This is a genomic window from Ruegeria sp. EL01 (assembly GCF_900313035.1).
In the GTDB taxonomy this organism is placed as follows: Bacteria; Pseudomonadota; Alphaproteobacteria; order Rhodobacterales; family Rhodobacteraceae; genus Ruegeria.
This window is the reverse complement of sequence record NZ_OMPS01000020.1, coordinates 1-14,995: the sequence shown is the minus strand read 5'-3', so window position 1 is coordinate 14,995 and position 14,995 is coordinate 1. Positions and strand designations below refer to the sequence as shown.

Here is a 14,995-nt window from a genome sequence, read left to right as displayed (position 1 = left end):
TGATGAGACTACCCCACTGGCGTGGGATGGTTAAAGGGCCAGCCAGACGCGGGTATTGGCCGGAACCGGGATCACACCATCAACCCTTCAACCAAAGCCAGAACGCCAGACAATGCCGTCGGGCCTTCGACCAAAATCCGCCGGCCATCCGACAAGGTGATATCGACGCGCTGCGCCGAAACCACCGCATCCACGTCCCTCGCGTCTTCAACCAATGCAACAGCGACCGGGCCTTCGATCTCAACCGGAAGAAAGCCGCCGTGGCAATCAGGTTCGGCAGTCTCGGGTACCGGCGCAAACCGTATGTCTTTCAACCAATTGTGGATCAGGTTGGCATTCATCGCGTACCGACGTGCGACCTGCGCCACTGACACGCCCGGCACTGTCGTCTGCGCACAGATCGATCGCTTCTCTTCATCCGACCAGAACCGCTTCTTCTGACCCTTCTTCCCAGCCATAAACCGCCTCAAGATGGCTTTGTTGCACAAATCACGCCGGGGATTCACTCTATGAATCCAGCGTGATAGCCGGGAGGCATGAGCAGTTGGACCCCTACGAAGTACAAGACCGCGAACTGGCCTTCGTACAACACAGCGCTGAAGCAACGCGGATCGCTGTCGATTTGGTTTGATCCGGAGATGGTCTGGACGCCGCCACCAACGGGCAAGCGTGGGCGGCAGCAACAATTCAGCGAAGCCGCGATCCAGACCTGCCTGACCCTGAAGGTGCTGTTTGGCATGCCGCTCCGGCAGACTACGGGGTTCGTCGAGAGCTTGTTGCGGCTGGTTGGGCTGGATTGGACCGTTCCGGATTTCAGCACCTTGTGCCGCCGCCAGAAGACACTGAACGTGAACCTGCCCTATCGCGGTAACACCGGCCCGCTAAACCTCTTGATTGACAGCACGGGTATCAAGGCAGAGGGCGAAGGCGAGTGGAACGCCCGCAAACACGGTGGCACTAATCGCCGGATATGGCGAAAGATACACATAGGGATCGACGAGGAAACGCTGGAAGTGCGGGCGGTCGAGGTCACCACCAGCAATGTTGGCGACGCGCCCATGTTGCCAGAATTGCTTGACCAAATCCCGCCTGATCAGGTTGTCGGATCAGTGACTGCTGATGGGGCCTACGACACCCGGAACTGCCATGACGCGATTGCCGCCCGCGGCGCTCATGCCGTCATCCCTCCACGGAAGAATGCAAAACCGTGGAAACCCACGAGCGCCGGGGCCATCGCCCGGAACGAGGTCGTCAATGCCTCGCGATACCTCGGTCGGGCTATCTGGCGGCGATGGAGCGGCTATCACCGCCGGAGCCGGGTCGAGACAAAGATGCATTGCGTGAAGTTGCTGGGGCAAAGCCTCATGGCGCGGGACTTCGACCGCCAGGTCGCAGAGATCCAAGTCCGCGTTGCCGTGCTCAATCGCTACACCACGCTTGGCATACCCATCACAGAGGCCGGAGGATAAGTCTGTCTGGGGAAAGGGGAAGTCCGACCACACCCCGATTTGTGCAACAAAGCCCCATCCGACCGCGAAGCGCATGTTGGCCAGCTGGGTGTAATCCCATTTTTTTTGCTCGGTCTCGGTTTTGCGAATCTGGCTCCAGCAGTGCGCTGGACAGGGCAATAGCCGCGTTTTGAGATTTAGCTAATTCCTGAAGGCGACTGGCCGTGTTTACCACGTCACCGCTCACGGCGAGCTGTTTGTGACGCTTTCCGCCGATTACACTGGTCTGGACCGGGCCCGCATGCCCACCGACCCGTAACCCGAGACCGGGCCAGTCTGAACTTGTACCAACCGTCGCATACAGCGCCTCTATGAAGCGCAAGGCGCGCATAGCATCGTCCGGGCCGGGCTCCGGCAGACCGAAGACAACCATCGCGCCATCTCCGGCAAAATGTGCGATAATCCCGCGCTGCGGTTCCACTGACTGTTCGACGAGCCCGTGAAACAGCCGCAAAAAGTCGGCGGTGCCCTCGGGGCCGAGGCTCTCGGAATGTTTTGTGAAGTTAGCGACATCAACAAACAAAACAACGGCAGGCCTTGCCGAGGCTTCGAAGCGGGGGTCGGTCGCATCTGCCAGCCGTTCTACGAGCAGAGGTGACTGATAAAGCGCAAGGTTCGCCGCACGTCGACGATGTTGCACAAGCCGCAGTCCCGCGCCGGCACCAGCGCCCAATAGAAGCGAAAAGACCGCCGTGACCCCGTCCAGCCACCAGCCGACGACGAATGCGGCTTGCAGCACGAGGGCCAGCGCGCTGAATACCGCCGAGATCGCCAAAAAACCCAGCCAAGGCCGGTCCAACCTTGCGGCGAAGAACCCGAGCGCGGCTGCCAACAGCGCCAATGCGATGTCCCATGACCATGTCAGCGCGTCACGACGCAGAAAATGCTGTTCGATCACGTTTGCAGCCAAGGTTGCATGCAGTTCAACGCCGGGAAAGGTGGCATCGTAGGAGGTGGCATGCCGGTCTCCGAACCCGGTCGCAGTGGCCCCGACAAACACGATCTTGTCCTGCAGGATTGCCTCCCCAAGCTCTGCGAAAGAATAGGTCGGGATCGTCCCTTCTTGCCCGTAGAAGTTCAGGGGGATGGCTCCCTGCCTGTCCAGCGTGATCAATGTGTCCCCTACTGTCAGGTGCCCGCCTTTTTGGGATGACCGCAACTGTAGGTTCAGCTCATTATCCTCCGCCTTGAGGACCGCAAGGGCAAGCGGCGGATACCATGCGTTGCCGTCCTTAGTTGCCAGATACTGCGCCGCTCCAAGCCGACGTGCTGCTCCATCGGGATCATGGCGCAGGTTCACATGTCCAATCGACGCCACACCGCGCAATGTCTCAGCCGGGCCCAACGCGGGCAGCGGGTTTTCCAACTCAGGGGCAATCACAACTGCAAAATCGCCGCTCTGAAGATCTTTCAGAGACGCGCCAGCGGGTGCTTCGGCTACCCCAAGAACTGCGTCGGCACCTGCCAATGCCTCGGCAAGACCTTCGTCACCCCCACGCGGATCAATCAGCAGAAAGTCCAAAGCAATTGCTGCGGCACCCGCCTCTGAGGCAATCGTCACCGCCTCTGCCAGGGCTGATCGAGACGGCGGAAATGTTTCGAGCTGTGCCATCGCGGCATCGTCAAACGCAATGATTGCGACACCGTCCGGGGGTGTCACCGGGCCGCGCCAAAAGAATCTGGCGTCAAGCAGTCTGCCTTCAACTCCCTGCCAAAACGTACTTCGGTCTCCGGGATGCCAAATCGCGATCAACAGGCTCAACAGCAGCACGATCACCCCAGTGATGCGTCGTACGCGTCGAAATCCGTCGCGTGCTACCATTCCGCCCCAAGAAGTGCGTTGAATTCCTCAATGCGCGCCGATCCCCAATCCGTGACCGACCCAACCTTGCCAGAGGAGGATACATCAATGCCTTTGCCCGGGCTTAGTTGCGCAACGGAGTCATCTGCAGAAACAAACACCGTGCCTTCACGCGTGAAGATAGCGCTTGCACTGTTTTCGACACGCATCGCCCACTCGGTGGACCGGACCGCGGCGACAGCAGAAGGAGTTCTTACCTGGACGCCGTTCCCGTCTTCCGAGGAAAAAAGGAACCCGGCGATGCCATCGATCAGACGCAGTCCAAAGGGACGCGTATCATCACCCAGCAGACCAAGCACGTCGATCTCGCTCTTGGGGCCCACAACAACTTCTAGCCCACCAGAGCAGGCCATGGTAACCCGCGCATCGGCCTCTGTGTGCAGCTTTGCATTCAACCCCAAACCCAAACCGATGGCCGCAGGTTGGGCACCTGCGCCTCGGGCAGAAACGACCGCCTGCCCTTCCATTCGCGTTATGACACAGGTTCCTTGTGTTTGAGCGGCGACCGAACCGGCCAACCCGATCCAGGAATAAACTAGAAGGATAATAAGCAAGCTTTTTTGAATCATTGCGGCCTAGCGGCTAAAGATACCCACCAGACTGAAGAGTATGGCACGAGAGGTCAACCAAAGGCGGCCTTACGTTTCTGTCGCATGGGTGGGAAACGGCTCGTTTCGGTCAACGTCCGCGCTCGTCCCAGGTTCAGATTGGACACGCAAGGCCCAGGAACTGGGAAATGTCTGCGCTGGCATCGGAATTGGTGAAAGAGATTGCAGCAGACTCTTTGATTTCCGCTTTGGAAGAAACCACCCTACCCTTTTTGCGCTCATAATTTGGCAATAATGATCGTTACATTTGTTGCAGTCCTAAATCCCTGTTACATCTGATAAGTATCGCTTATCAGGAGTGATTGATTTTGCCAGCAAACTGGCACAGAGTGTCGTTTATGAAGACCCCTGCCCCATATCTCCCCGCATCCTCCCCTGCTCTGTCGGACGCGGATCAGGACGCGCTTACCGACCTCTATGTGCGCGGCACACCCGCCAACACGTTGCGCGCGTATGAGCGCGATCTGCTCTATATCACCGCCTGGAAGTCGGCACGATTTGTCGAAGCGCTGAACTGGCCAGAGACCGAGGCTATCGCCCTCGCCTTCCTGCTGGATCACGCTCGCGACCTGAGCGACGCTCCCAAAGACGACATTGCCCGGGAAACGGCGGAAGCACTAATTGCGCAAGGGCTGCGCAAATCGCTTGCCTGCCCCGCCCCGTCGACGCTGGACCGCCGTATCGCCTCCTGGCTGGCCTTCCACAGGATGAAGAACCTCGCGAGTCCGTTTGGATCTCCACAGGTGAAACAAGCCCGCGCTAAGGCGCGCCGCGCCGCTGCCCGGCCCTCTGCCCCAAAGTCACAACACCCGATTACCCGCGATATCCTCGAACAGCTGTTAGCGACCTGTCGAGGCACTCGACGGGATTGCCGCGACCGCGCCATAATGATGCTGGGCTGGGCCTCGGGCGGACGCCGTCGGTCGGAGCTCACCGGGCTGATGCGAGAAGATATCAGCCTGAAGGAGTTCGACGACAAAGGCCTCATCTGGCTGATGTTGCTGGAGACCAAAACCACAGCAAAGGGCGAAACCCCGCGGTTGGTGCTGAAAGGGCGCGCGGCGCAGGCGCTGGTGCATTGGGTCGACGTTGGGGGAATCACCAACGGCCCCCTGTTCCGACCCGTCTCCAAAGCCGACCGAGTTTTGAAGCGCCGCCTGTCCCCGGACGCGATCTATCAGATCGTCAAGCACCGATTGAAACTGGCTGGGCTACCGGAGGACTTCGCCAGCCCTCACGGGCTGCGTTCCGGCTTTCTGACCCAAGCGGCCCTCGACGGTGCCCCAATCCAGGCGGCCATGCGCCTCTCACTGCATCGTTCCATGGCACAGGCGCAGAAGTACTATGACGATGTCGACATTGCAGAGAACCCGGCGACAGACTTGTTGGGATAGACTGTTCAAAAGTAAGGAAGGCGGTAACCCACGGGTTACCGCCTTCAAAGCAACAGAGCTGAGCATGAGTAACCCGTGGGTTACTATTCGTTCAGAACAGCTTCAAAAGCTTCTACTGCTCTCTGAAGTTTAGGCCGGTCAATTGAACTGAAGTCTTGGCCCGACAAAATCCTACACTCTCCCTTTCGAGCAGTGACTTTTGAAGCGCCTACATGAAACTCATATTTGACGCTTTCGCTCTTTTCGCGTGGCATATCACTGGATAGCTCAGCATCAGGATCTACCAAGAAAGCATCAAGTGTCTCATTCTGCTCACCCGCTGTAGATGCACGCGCTAACACATTCTTTAAACCAGCGACAGAACCTGATGACGCTCGCAGTTTTCGTGCGACCTCAACGCCGAGGTTTCTAGAGACAGCTTTTGGAAACGGCAACGCGTCTTCAAGCTCATTGAGCAGATAAACAAAACTTCGAATATAAGATCGCTTCATTTTGTGTAGGGACGAATACAATCTCCCGACCAATGCTTCAGGATCCCCTGCCCCTAAATCCGCGTCTCTGGAAGCAAGAATTGCCACTTGTGCCATCTCGGCAAAAGTCAGATCCTCCCGAACAACATTCTCTTCAACCATGTCGATATAGAGATCAATGCGATCGCTTTGAGTTTCTGCAACTCGAGCCGTAATGCTGGAGAAACGGTCTTCACCAGTTTCTTCAAAAAGCTGCTTAAGGGCCGTCAATCGTCTCCAACCTTTTTTGAGCTGGAAGCGACCATCCAGATCCATATAAAGTTCTATCGGCTCCTTCTGGCCACGTTCCTGAATTGAAGCTTTGAGTTCATCCATCTCATCAGAACTCGCGACAGCCAAAAGATCCAGCCGATCTCTAGGCAGGTCTGAGGTGAGAATATCATTGATGCCAACCGCGACCAGCACTCGACCCTCATCACGGGCTTTACGATACTCCTTGGCATCCGAGGCATTTTGCCGTCGCTGCTCGACACGATTTTCAGTGCTTTCGTTCAAGCTGTTTGCTGTCTCTCGTACTGCAGCCCCCATCGGACCCACTTCGCGTCGACGGGTTTTCTTGAGGTCATTGTCATCAATCGGAGTGAAGCCGAATTTATTACCACTCATTCTACACGCTCCTCAACTTTAGTACGCGCTTCCCATGCCCGTAGGACAACATCCTTAAACTCGCCATACGCGTTATCAAAAGACTGACGCGCCCTTTTCCAAGTGTCCCGAGTCATCTGCCTGTAGTCCTGTTCGTAAACAGACATCTGGAATCTACCTGACTGCTCGACGGCACGCGTCATCTCGATTGGGTTTTGACAGACGTCGGCTCCAAAAACATTTTTGAAGGCATCCATCATTGCTACATGCAGAGAGTTGCTGGCCTCAAAGCGGGTCATGAGAACTCTTATGTCATCGAACCTCTTTGGAAGTGTGATGCCGGCATCCTGAGCAATACGTTCGAACCCGTTGGTTATGTCTTCTAAGGCATCACCAAGCTGACCGAGATAACTCGTGGTGCTGTCATACTCCCAATAGCCTGGGCCAGAGGGAATATAGAGAATGTCAGCGGCAAAGGCCGCATTCAAAGATTGGTAACCAATTGCCGGCGGGCAATCGAAGATAATTAAGTCGTATTGGTCGTCTGGCAGCTCATCGAGATATCTTGCAACGCACCCAAAAAAGCTCCATGCCTTATGAATGGACCTGTATTGAGCCGAAGCAAACTCAACGAAGGCTGCGTTTGCACAACTCGGAATGATGTCGATTGTCGACCATGCCGTACTTTGTATGAAATCTTGCACACGCTGCGCGGCAATCGACTGAACATCTTCAGGCAACTCGTCAGCGGTAGGGTAGGGGCAGTCCGCCGGATCATCATATTCATCTGCTATCCGGTTTGCCTCACGGCAGAGATCACGGCACATAATGCCCCAGACAGTATTCCACTCTCTAACTTCAGTCAGACCCATTGAATGGGTAAGGGTCGCCTGGGGGTCGAAATCCACCACCAAGACACGGTAGCCATCAAGCGCGGCCGCATTTGCCAAGTGCTGTGCGACCACAGTTTTTCCAACGCCACCTTTAAAGTTCGATACCGCCACTCTCATTGCCCGACCCGTTGGCCTTTGGGGCAGAAGGCTTTTACCTCGAAATCTCAGCCGGCGTCTCAACTCATTTATTTCTGCCAGAGAAAACCATCTTTGCCGTCCATCATCTTCTGTCGCGCCTTGCGGAAGAGTCGGATCGTCAGCCAGCTTTTTTCTCAAGGTGTCCGCTGGGACATCAAACATAAACTGGCTGATTTCCCAGATCGAAAATGGTCGAAGTATTTTCTCATCAGCGGGCGAGAAAGTATCGCGGCGAACGGCTGCCTGTTGAGCCAGGCTTCTTTCGTTCATAGTTTGAAGATCGGTGTGGTCTCGCATTGTACTGCTCTTGTTATACTATGGATGTCTCCTAATAACGCGATTTCGGAAAACTACAAAACGTAAAGTATGGAATTTCCGCTTTTTGCGACTGATTCGACAAAATACAGGAGAATTTCCAGAGATGGCGCAATGTTTTGGTGACAGATTGCGAGCAATTACTAGATATAGGGTGACACTTGACCCCTACTAGGGTGACACTAAGCTGTCACCCATATCCTATTAACCAGATTTTCTTTTGAGTTTAATAATAGAATTGGTGATCCTGCTTTTCGAAGCTTGTTGACAAACTACGGGATTTCACCACACTGAACCCAATTGATGGAATCGGTCAGCGAAACCGACCACCCGAGGCACAGTGGCAGTATCTAAATGGAAACAAAGCGATTTACAGGACTTCAAGCCGGATCTCAGAAATACGATCTCTTAACCGCAATCTCTGTTGCGGGGTTGAATGGTACGCCGGGGCTCCAATGTTCGATGATGCGGCTCATTGCATTGATAACCGCCCGGTACAACTGGCGCGCTGATGAGCTGACGGTCGGGCAAAAGGAAATGGCTCGTCTCTGGTCAGTGGATGAACGAACCGTCAAAAGAGAAATCAAGCGGTTGACGGAAAGTAGTATACTGCTCCAGCTTAGACCTGGTGTTAGAGGCCGTGTTGCAGCGTATCGACTAAATTATACGGAAATCTACCGCCTTAGCGAGCCGGTTTGGCGAAATGTTGGTGCTGATTTTGAATCGCGCATGGAAACGCAGACACCGAAACCAGCCGAGAAGATTGTTCATGTTCAATTTGGTCAAGATAAACCAATAGCAGCCGAGCATGAGGTTCAAGACCTTCAGGATCCATGGGGCAGGGCGCTCCGGCGGTTATCAGAGTCTGAGACACTGTTATTCAAAAGCTGGTATTGTGATCTTCAACTTGTTGAAACGCATGATCAGACGATCACCTTACGTGCGCCTAGTAAGTTTATTGCACAGTACATCCAGTCTCACCATTTGAAACCTTTACTAGGAGCGATTCAGCTTGAGTTTGGACGGATTCAAAAGGTGTATTTGCTCGGATAGCCGCGTGTACTCTGGAGGCCCCACGCTGCGCTTTGAGGCTACGAAATAGGCCGATTTTCATCGTTGAGATTCGTCTCGAACACCCCAATGATTTTCAGAATGTCGTCGAACAAGGGGGAATCCCCGATGATCATCTCCTGCATCCCGGCATAATCCCGGCGCAGCGCTGCTTTCAGTTCAGGATTCGGTAGCAATCTTAAAGATCCGGGTTTGGCATTTTCGTAGTTGGCCCAGGCCGCTTTGAAGAAGACGGACTTATGGTGTGCAACCTGATCTAACAAGTCGATCTGTTCGATAGCGCGAGAATGGGTCTCGTGTGCGATCAGTTGGGCCATATCGTAATAATGGCGCGACATTCGGTCAGCCAAAGGTTTTGTGACGTCCTGATGATAAAGCATATGCAGGATCGTGGCTTTTTCCCAGAAAGTGCGCTCAACACCTAGGACTTTCACATCAACGTCGCCTGCGCCCAGCAGGTCTGGAAAAGCCTGATGCACATAAGGTGAAATCCTGCGGGTCTCGGCTGGAAGGTGAACCCCACGGGCGCCAAATTCAAACCGCACCACCGGCTGGATGTAACTTTTGGGCGCACTTGTTATGGATGGGTAGGCGAAAAGCAGAGTTTGTGGATCACCAGGATCGACCGACAGGGAAAAGCCCTGTTTTAGCGCCGCGCCAAACTTGACGTTGGTTTCTTTCAGAAGCGGGCCAGAGACGACTCTGGTGGCCGTACCCTGAAGCTCCTGCAACAGTTGCTTTTGTTTTTTGCCGGAAAGGGCAGGGTGGTCGGGATCACGCTCGCCCTCGAACCCGAGCTGCGCCCGGTCGAGGGACAGATCCACGTCTTCCGAGAACCGGTGGATGATGGCATAGGCTTTGGATAGCGATGTCCCGCCCTTGAAGATCATGTGAGCGCCAAAAGAGGGCAGGGTGAATAGATGTTTCAGTGACCAGCAGACCCAAAAATCCTTCTCGACGATTGCTTTGGACAGGCCAAGCTGGGCGGCCGTTTCCAGAAACGCTTCCTCACGATTCTTTGGAGTATCGTTGGCAAACTGGTCCACGATCAGATCCGCGCCACGATTTGCTGCACTACCGGATGCATCCAGGCCGGTACATACCTGCTTTGTTTTTCGAGCAATGCCCGGTCCTTGTCATCCAGACTGCGGGCCAGCTTGTCGACAACCCTATTATCCACCCGGTTTTTTCCGACATAACGCAACGCCTGAAATACGGTGCCGGTTTTCTGGCCCGCTCCAACTAGCGTTTTGGATGACGCATTCCGGAACTGGATGACTTGTCGACCAACTGTCTTGGTGCGGGTCGGGCCGTCGGTCATATAGATCGGTTTAGACGGCACCTGGGTCGAGAGCCCCAACTGGTTGGCTGCCATGGCAGGGGAGGGTTGCAGAACCTGATTATCTTTGCGTGCAATGGCTTTGGCAATGTCATCGGCTGACGGAGACAAAAGCCCTAAACGGGCGCTCTTTCTTGGATAGTCGTAAAGCCCACGCGTTAACCGCCGGATCATCCCTTGATCCGCCAAGCGTGACAAAGCCTGATCCACGCTTGCGCGGGACCCGATATCCAGAAAGTCCAGTGGCGCAAAGATTGCCCCCCGGCCTTTTCCGATGATGCGTTGTCTAATCGATGAAGTGATCATAGCTTTCTCCTTGTCAGAAAATATAGTACTTTTTTCTGACTTTCAAGTCAGGAGAAACCCGAGGTGATTTTGTAAGTGAGGGCGGGAAGCCGACCTTCGCTGCAGATGCGAGACTCTAATCACGTCTTGTCAAAGCAGTCTTTCAGAACCGTTTGCAATCACTGATCTAGTGGAAACCAATCACCTTAAAGGTGTGGACCACAAAGCGACGATACGGCATACTTCAAACGAGATAATCAGGGCAGGTCCTGCCCCACAAAACAATTTTTGAGTGAGCGGTAAGTGGGCGAAACGGTATTCAAACAAATCCATAGTGCTGCTGACGCACTTATCGACATTGTGTTTGTCCATGGGCTTTCCGGAGATGCTCATTCAACTTGGGACTGCGGTGGGGCCGACGGCTTTTGGCCACAATGGCTTACCAAAGACATCGGTCCGTGCAACGCCCATTGCTTAGGCTACGGTGCGGCTGTGTTCGAAAAGTGGGCAAAGAAAGAGATGGATATGTTCGAGCGCGCCGACAACGTTCTTGAACAATTTGCCGGTAAAGGGCTCGGCAAACGCCCATTGGTGTTCGTCACTCACAGTCTTGGCGGCATTCTTGCCAAGATGATCTTGCGCGCATCCAAGGACGCTGACGATGAGGACTGGGCGGCCGTGTCAACCGCAACCAAGCTCGTGATTTTCCTATCAACACCACACATTGGTGCATCCATTGCCAATATCGTGGACGTTGTGCCAGGCGCCTCAAAGCACATCAAACTTTTGGGCAATGAAACGGGTATGCTGGAAGATCTCAACAAAGCTTACCGCAAGTTCTGCGCCGCGAACGAAGATCATGTGACAAAGGTCTACTACGAGAAACACACCACCTACAAAGCTGTCCTCGTCGTTTCAAGAGAATCTGCCGATCCAGGGATCCCAGGTGCAAACCCTGTGGCCGTCGATCGAGATCATATTTCGATTTGCAAACCCAAGGATCGCGACGATGTCGTGTATCGTGGCATCAAGCGGCATATTGAAAAGGCACAGAACGCCGCGACAGCCTCAAACGGTATGATGCCGTTCTCCGTTTATAGTGAGAAATCCGAGCGGGACCGGCGCGATCTCCTCCAAAAGCTGATTGATGCCGATCGGGAGGCCGAATACGATTACGCCAACGATGCCCAGAACAAGTTCGCGCGTGGTTACGCTAAGACGGGATTATTTACTGCCGCGAAAGAAGACCACGATGCGTTCCTTGCCGAGATAGAGACGCGGTTTGTAACCCACGTGTTCCATCCGCATATTTGCAAGGACGCACCAGAAGCGGCTGTGCGAAAAGCCCTTCAAGACAATGTTCTTGACCCTCTAACGGCAAAGGGCTTTGGTGAGACGAAGTTTCCGGCCTCAGCGGTTCTTTCCGGTTTGTATTTTTTGACCGAACAATGCCATATCCGATGGGATAAACCCACATGAGTGCGCGGCTTTGGTACTCCCAGTTTGATGTCTATGATTGTGTCCGTCGTTTGGGTGGATTGCTGCTCGAATGGCGGCAACCAGTTCATCTCGAGCGGCTTTATATTCTGGACTTCTTTTTTGCCAACGCGCCCCTGCTCCACCGTGTCACCATGGCGGCCGATGTTAGAAGTGCGTTCCGGGATTTGGAAATTCCAAAACCAGATAAGGTCTTTTTGTCCTACCCGGCCTCTCCTCTTCTCTTTCACCAAATGGAGAGCGCTCAATCATCAGCTCTGCGGGCTCTTGCGGGCAAAGGCCTTTTGGATCCTGATAGCTTTTCACACAAATCCGCCGAGCTAAGTGAGCTTGGATCGTCATTGTTTGTAGGTATCAAGAACCGCACCGATAGTTCGCAAGAGACCGGTTTGGCGCGTTTTCTTGTCCATCAATATTCAGCTAGCCATGACAATGGTATGGGCAGTCTGCGTTCAAGCTGCGGATTGCGTAGGAGCGTCTGATATCGCCAGCCGTTATCTCCAAATAAATCGACTACGCATTATGCGGCGGGGCCACGCCGCCTACGACCAAAATTTCCATCCCGGCGTCAATATTATCCGGGGTGAAAACGGCTCCGGTAAATCCACAATCTCAGACTTCATCTTCTTCGTTTTGGGCGGAGAGTTTGATGATTGGAAGGACGTGGCCAGCCAATGTGACGAAGTTCAAGCGGAAATTGAGACATCAAAGGGCAAACTGGTTCTGAAACGGGCCACCTCGTCAGCTCAACAGCCCGTGGCTGTCTTTTTTGGGGGCTTTGAAGACGCCTCAAAAAGCGCGTTGGATAGATGGGAGACCTTTCCGCTGCGGCGTTCCGGAAACAAGGAAAGCTTCTCCCAAGTCATGTTCCGGACGCTCGGAATCCCAGAAGCCCAAAGTGATGGAGCGTCCAACATCACGATGCACCAGCTCTTAAGGCTCTGTTACTCTGATCAACGCACCCCGGCGATGCGGATATTCAGGTACGAGTCTTTTGATACCCAGAGTATTCGTGAGGCTGTTGGCGATCTGATCTGCGGCATTAGCGGATACGAGCTCTACGAACTTGGATTAGAAATTCGCACCAAAGAGAAAGCATTCTCAAAGATCGACGCCAAGCTTTCTAGCCTTTTGGGCGCCTTAAAGCTCGAAAATGCGCTCGCAACTCCAGCCTCTATCAATGATAAGCTTCAAGAGTTGAAGGCCGAGAAAGCAAATCTACAAGCTGAGATCGGGGACGTTGATCGCTATGTCGATACGGGAGAAGTTGGCGATTTCTTGACCGAGCGGAAGACAGCTCGCACACGTTTGTCAAAACAACGCGATGCCATAACCGCCCTCGAGGATGATATCAGCGAAGCAGAATTTGAACTCAGGGAAATTGCTCAGTTTCAAGGCTTTCTCGAGGAGCAATCAGCGAAGCTCGCTGCCGCGCAGCTGTCCTTTGACGTTGTAGGCGCAATTGCTTTCAGTCACTGCCCCGCCTGCGGCAAAGAAATTGTTGCTTCGGACGTCGAAGGTCAGTGCCACGTCTGCAAGGAAGATCTGGACCCCGAGATCGAAAAAGCGCGATACAATCAAATTAGACTTGATCTGGAGATCCAGTCGCGTGAAACCAATCAACTGTTGAGCCAAAAAAATGGTTCCCTGACCGAAAAGCAGGCTGAAATTAGGAAAAGGCGCAGCGAGCACAAGCGCGACCTTACGCAGTACCAAGTCAAATATTCTGGTCCAAATGGGCCACGGGAAGCCTTTTTGGCCGCACGCACCAATCGAATTGGTCACATCGATGCTGAAGAGGCCTATCTGCTGTCAAACCTCCAAGTTGCAGAAGAGATCGAAGCGCTAAGTGCGGAGAAAGCTTCTGTTCAGAAGGAACTGGACATCAAGAACGCGCGCGCGGCGGCGTTGCGCACTGCAGCCGGAAAGAGGCGGATGGTAGCGCTATCCAGCGTATCTCGGATCGCTGCCGCGATCTTGAGATCTGATCTTCCAAGGCAAGATGAGTTTATCAAAGCGCAGGATGTTTCGGTTAACTTCAAGAATGACGCCAACTCCGTAGATGGTACCTACAACTTTGCAGAAAGTAGTAATGTCTTTCTCAAGAACGCTACGATTTTCGCATTGTTTCTTGCCGCGATGAAGGACGAGACGTTCTACCATCCGAAGTTCCTTTTGTTTGACAACATTGAGGACAAGGGCATGCAAGAGGAACGCAGCCATCTCTTTCAAAGGCTGATCGTTGAACATGCAACAGCCTTTAAGGCACCGTTCCAGATCATCTTCACAACTTCGATGATGAATCCTGATTTAGAGCTCGAGGACTACGTCGTGGGCCCAGCATATACGCATACAAACCGTTCGCTTGATCTCGGAATTCCAGCGGCAGACGGTTCCAGCTGACTCGATTTGCAAAACCTGATTAAGAAATCCGAACAATAGACAACTAGCCGGACTGAAAAAGCCAAAAGCCCAGAGGACCGCTCACAGCGTGGCGTTCAAATTGGTTTCCCAAACAAGCAGCAACTTATCTAAAGCGTTTCCAGTTTACGTAGAAGCATATCCGGCCTCACGAAAGTAGTTCCAGCATTCCTGCGGTGTGTAGAGGTCGCAGATTTCGCTGAGGGCGTTGAAGAGTTCTGTGAAGGATCGTGCACCGATGCGTCGGAGGTGGGCTTTCAGTTTTGAGAACGCCATTTCTATTGGGTTCAAGTCCGGGCTGTAGGGCGGCAAGAAGAGGAACCAGCAGCCATGGTCACGGAGGGCTGCCTCGGCCTCCTTGTTTCGATGCGTGGCGAGATTGTCGAGGATCACGGCGGTGCCGGGCTTGATCTCGGGGATCAACACATTGCGGATGTAGGCAATAAAGGCGGGACCGTCCATCGCCCCCTTGATGACCCAAGGCGCGACCAGATCGGATGCCCCCAGCCCTGCGATCAGCGTTTGGGTTCCCCAAGACCCAAACGGCGCG

14 protein-coding genes are annotated in these 14,995 nt (G+C 54.0%); 6 read left to right on the top strand and 8 right to left on the bottom strand.

The annotated features are described in order from the left end of the window. Window positions 1-71: 71 nt before the first annotated feature. Window positions 72-458, bottom strand: a complete 387-nt coding sequence (locus tag D9K61_RS10140) for a transposase (RefSeq protein WP_120633143.1) — start codon at window positions 456-458, stop codon at window positions 72-74. Between the two features lie 78 nt (window positions 459-536). On the opposite strand from D9K61_RS10140, the gene D9K61_RS10135 reads away from it, so the two are divergent. Continuing rightward, complete coding sequence (locus D9K61_RS10135) at window positions 537-1,469, top strand: IS5 family transposase (RefSeq protein WP_120633142.1); 933 nt, start codon at window positions 537-539, stop codon at window positions 1,467-1,469. Here the strand turns inward: D9K61_RS10135 and D9K61_RS10130 are convergent. Both D9K61_RS10130 and D9K61_RS10125 read right to left on the bottom strand, forming a co-directional pair. Then, on the bottom strand, window positions 1,450-3,330 hold the full coding sequence (locus tag D9K61_RS10130) for a CHASE2 domain-containing protein (protein WP_120633141.1): 1,881 nt from the start codon (window positions 3,328-3,330) through the stop codon (window positions 1,450-1,452). The genes D9K61_RS10135 and D9K61_RS10130 overlap by 20 nt on opposite strands. Beyond that, window positions 3,324-3,923, bottom strand: a complete 600-nt coding sequence (locus tag D9K61_RS10125) for a FecR domain-containing protein (protein ID WP_162946830.1) — start codon at window positions 3,921-3,923, stop codon at window positions 3,324-3,326. The genes D9K61_RS10130 and D9K61_RS10125 overlap by 7 nt, the downstream gene beginning before the upstream one ends. A 392-nt stretch (window positions 3,924-4,315) precedes the next feature. On the opposite strand from D9K61_RS10125, the gene D9K61_RS10120 reads away from it, so the two are divergent. After that, the gene (locus tag D9K61_RS10120; protein ID WP_120633139.1) at window positions 4,316-5,371 is read left to right on the top strand and encodes a tyrosine-type recombinase/integrase; all 1,056 of its coding nucleotides are present in this window, start codon (window positions 4,316-4,318) and stop codon (window positions 5,369-5,371) included. 83 nt (window positions 5,372-5,454) lie between these two features. Here the strand turns inward: D9K61_RS10120 and D9K61_RS10115 are convergent, their stop codons facing one another. Both D9K61_RS10115 and D9K61_RS10110 read right to left on the bottom strand, forming a co-directional pair. Beyond that, window positions 5,455-6,507, bottom strand: coding sequence for a ParB N-terminal domain-containing protein (locus D9K61_RS10115; protein ID WP_120633138.1), 1,053 nt, complete (start codon window positions 6,505-6,507; stop codon window positions 5,455-5,457). Further along, on the bottom strand, window positions 6,504-7,814 hold the full coding sequence (locus D9K61_RS10110; RefSeq protein WP_120633137.1) for an AAA family ATPase: 1,311 nt from the start codon (window positions 7,812-7,814) through the stop codon (window positions 6,504-6,506). Before D9K61_RS10110 ends, D9K61_RS10115 begins: the two co-directional genes overlap by 4 nt. Window positions 7,815-8,186: 372 nt before the next feature. Here D9K61_RS10110 and D9K61_RS10105 point away from each other — a divergent pair, with 372 nt between their 5' ends. Next, window positions 8,187-8,885 (top strand): hypothetical protein, encoded by a 699-nt coding sequence (locus D9K61_RS10105; protein WP_120633136.1) that lies wholly within the window; start codon window positions 8,187-8,189, stop codon window positions 8,883-8,885. Window positions 8,886-8,923: 38 nt separating this feature from the next. Here the strand turns inward: D9K61_RS10105 and D9K61_RS10100 are convergent, their stop codons facing one another. Continuing rightward, window positions 8,924-9,949 (bottom strand): nucleotidyl transferase AbiEii/AbiGii toxin family protein, encoded by a 1,026-nt coding sequence (locus D9K61_RS10100; RefSeq protein ID WP_120633135.1) that lies wholly within the window; start codon window positions 9,947-9,949, stop codon window positions 8,924-8,926. Between the two features lie 2 nt (window positions 9,950-9,951). Further along, a complete protein-coding gene (locus D9K61_RS10095) occupies window positions 9,952-10,548 on the bottom strand; it encodes a DUF6088 family protein (protein WP_120633134.1) in 597 nt (198 codons plus the stop codon). A 282-nt stretch (window positions 10,549-10,830) separates the two neighbouring features. On the opposite strand from D9K61_RS10095, the gene D9K61_RS10090 reads away from it, so the two are divergent. From D9K61_RS10090 to D9K61_RS10080, 3 genes are read left to right on the top strand one after another with little or no spacing between them, the layout of a single operon-like run. After that, on the top strand, window positions 10,831-12,006 hold the full coding sequence (locus D9K61_RS10090) for an ABC-three component system protein (RefSeq protein WP_120633133.1): 1,176 nt from the start codon (window positions 10,831-10,833) through the stop codon (window positions 12,004-12,006). Further along, window positions 12,003-12,506: an ABC-three component system middle component 5 gene (locus D9K61_RS10085; protein ID WP_120633132.1), complete on the top strand. Its 504-nt coding sequence runs from the start codon at window positions 12,003-12,005 to the stop codon at window positions 12,504-12,506. Before D9K61_RS10090 ends, D9K61_RS10085 begins: the two co-directional genes overlap by 4 nt. Beyond that, on the top strand, window positions 12,451-14,427 hold the full coding sequence (locus D9K61_RS10080) for an AAA family ATPase (RefSeq protein ID WP_254055737.1): 1,977 nt from the start codon (window positions 12,451-12,453) through the stop codon (window positions 14,425-14,427). Before D9K61_RS10085 ends, D9K61_RS10080 begins: the two co-directional genes overlap by 56 nt. 144 nt (window positions 14,428-14,571) lie before the next feature. On the opposite strand, the gene D9K61_RS10075 is transcribed toward D9K61_RS10080, so the two are convergent. After that, window positions 14,572-14,995: transposase (locus tag D9K61_RS10075; RefSeq protein ID WP_162946829.1), on the bottom strand; the 424-nt coding region annotated here is incomplete at its 5' end.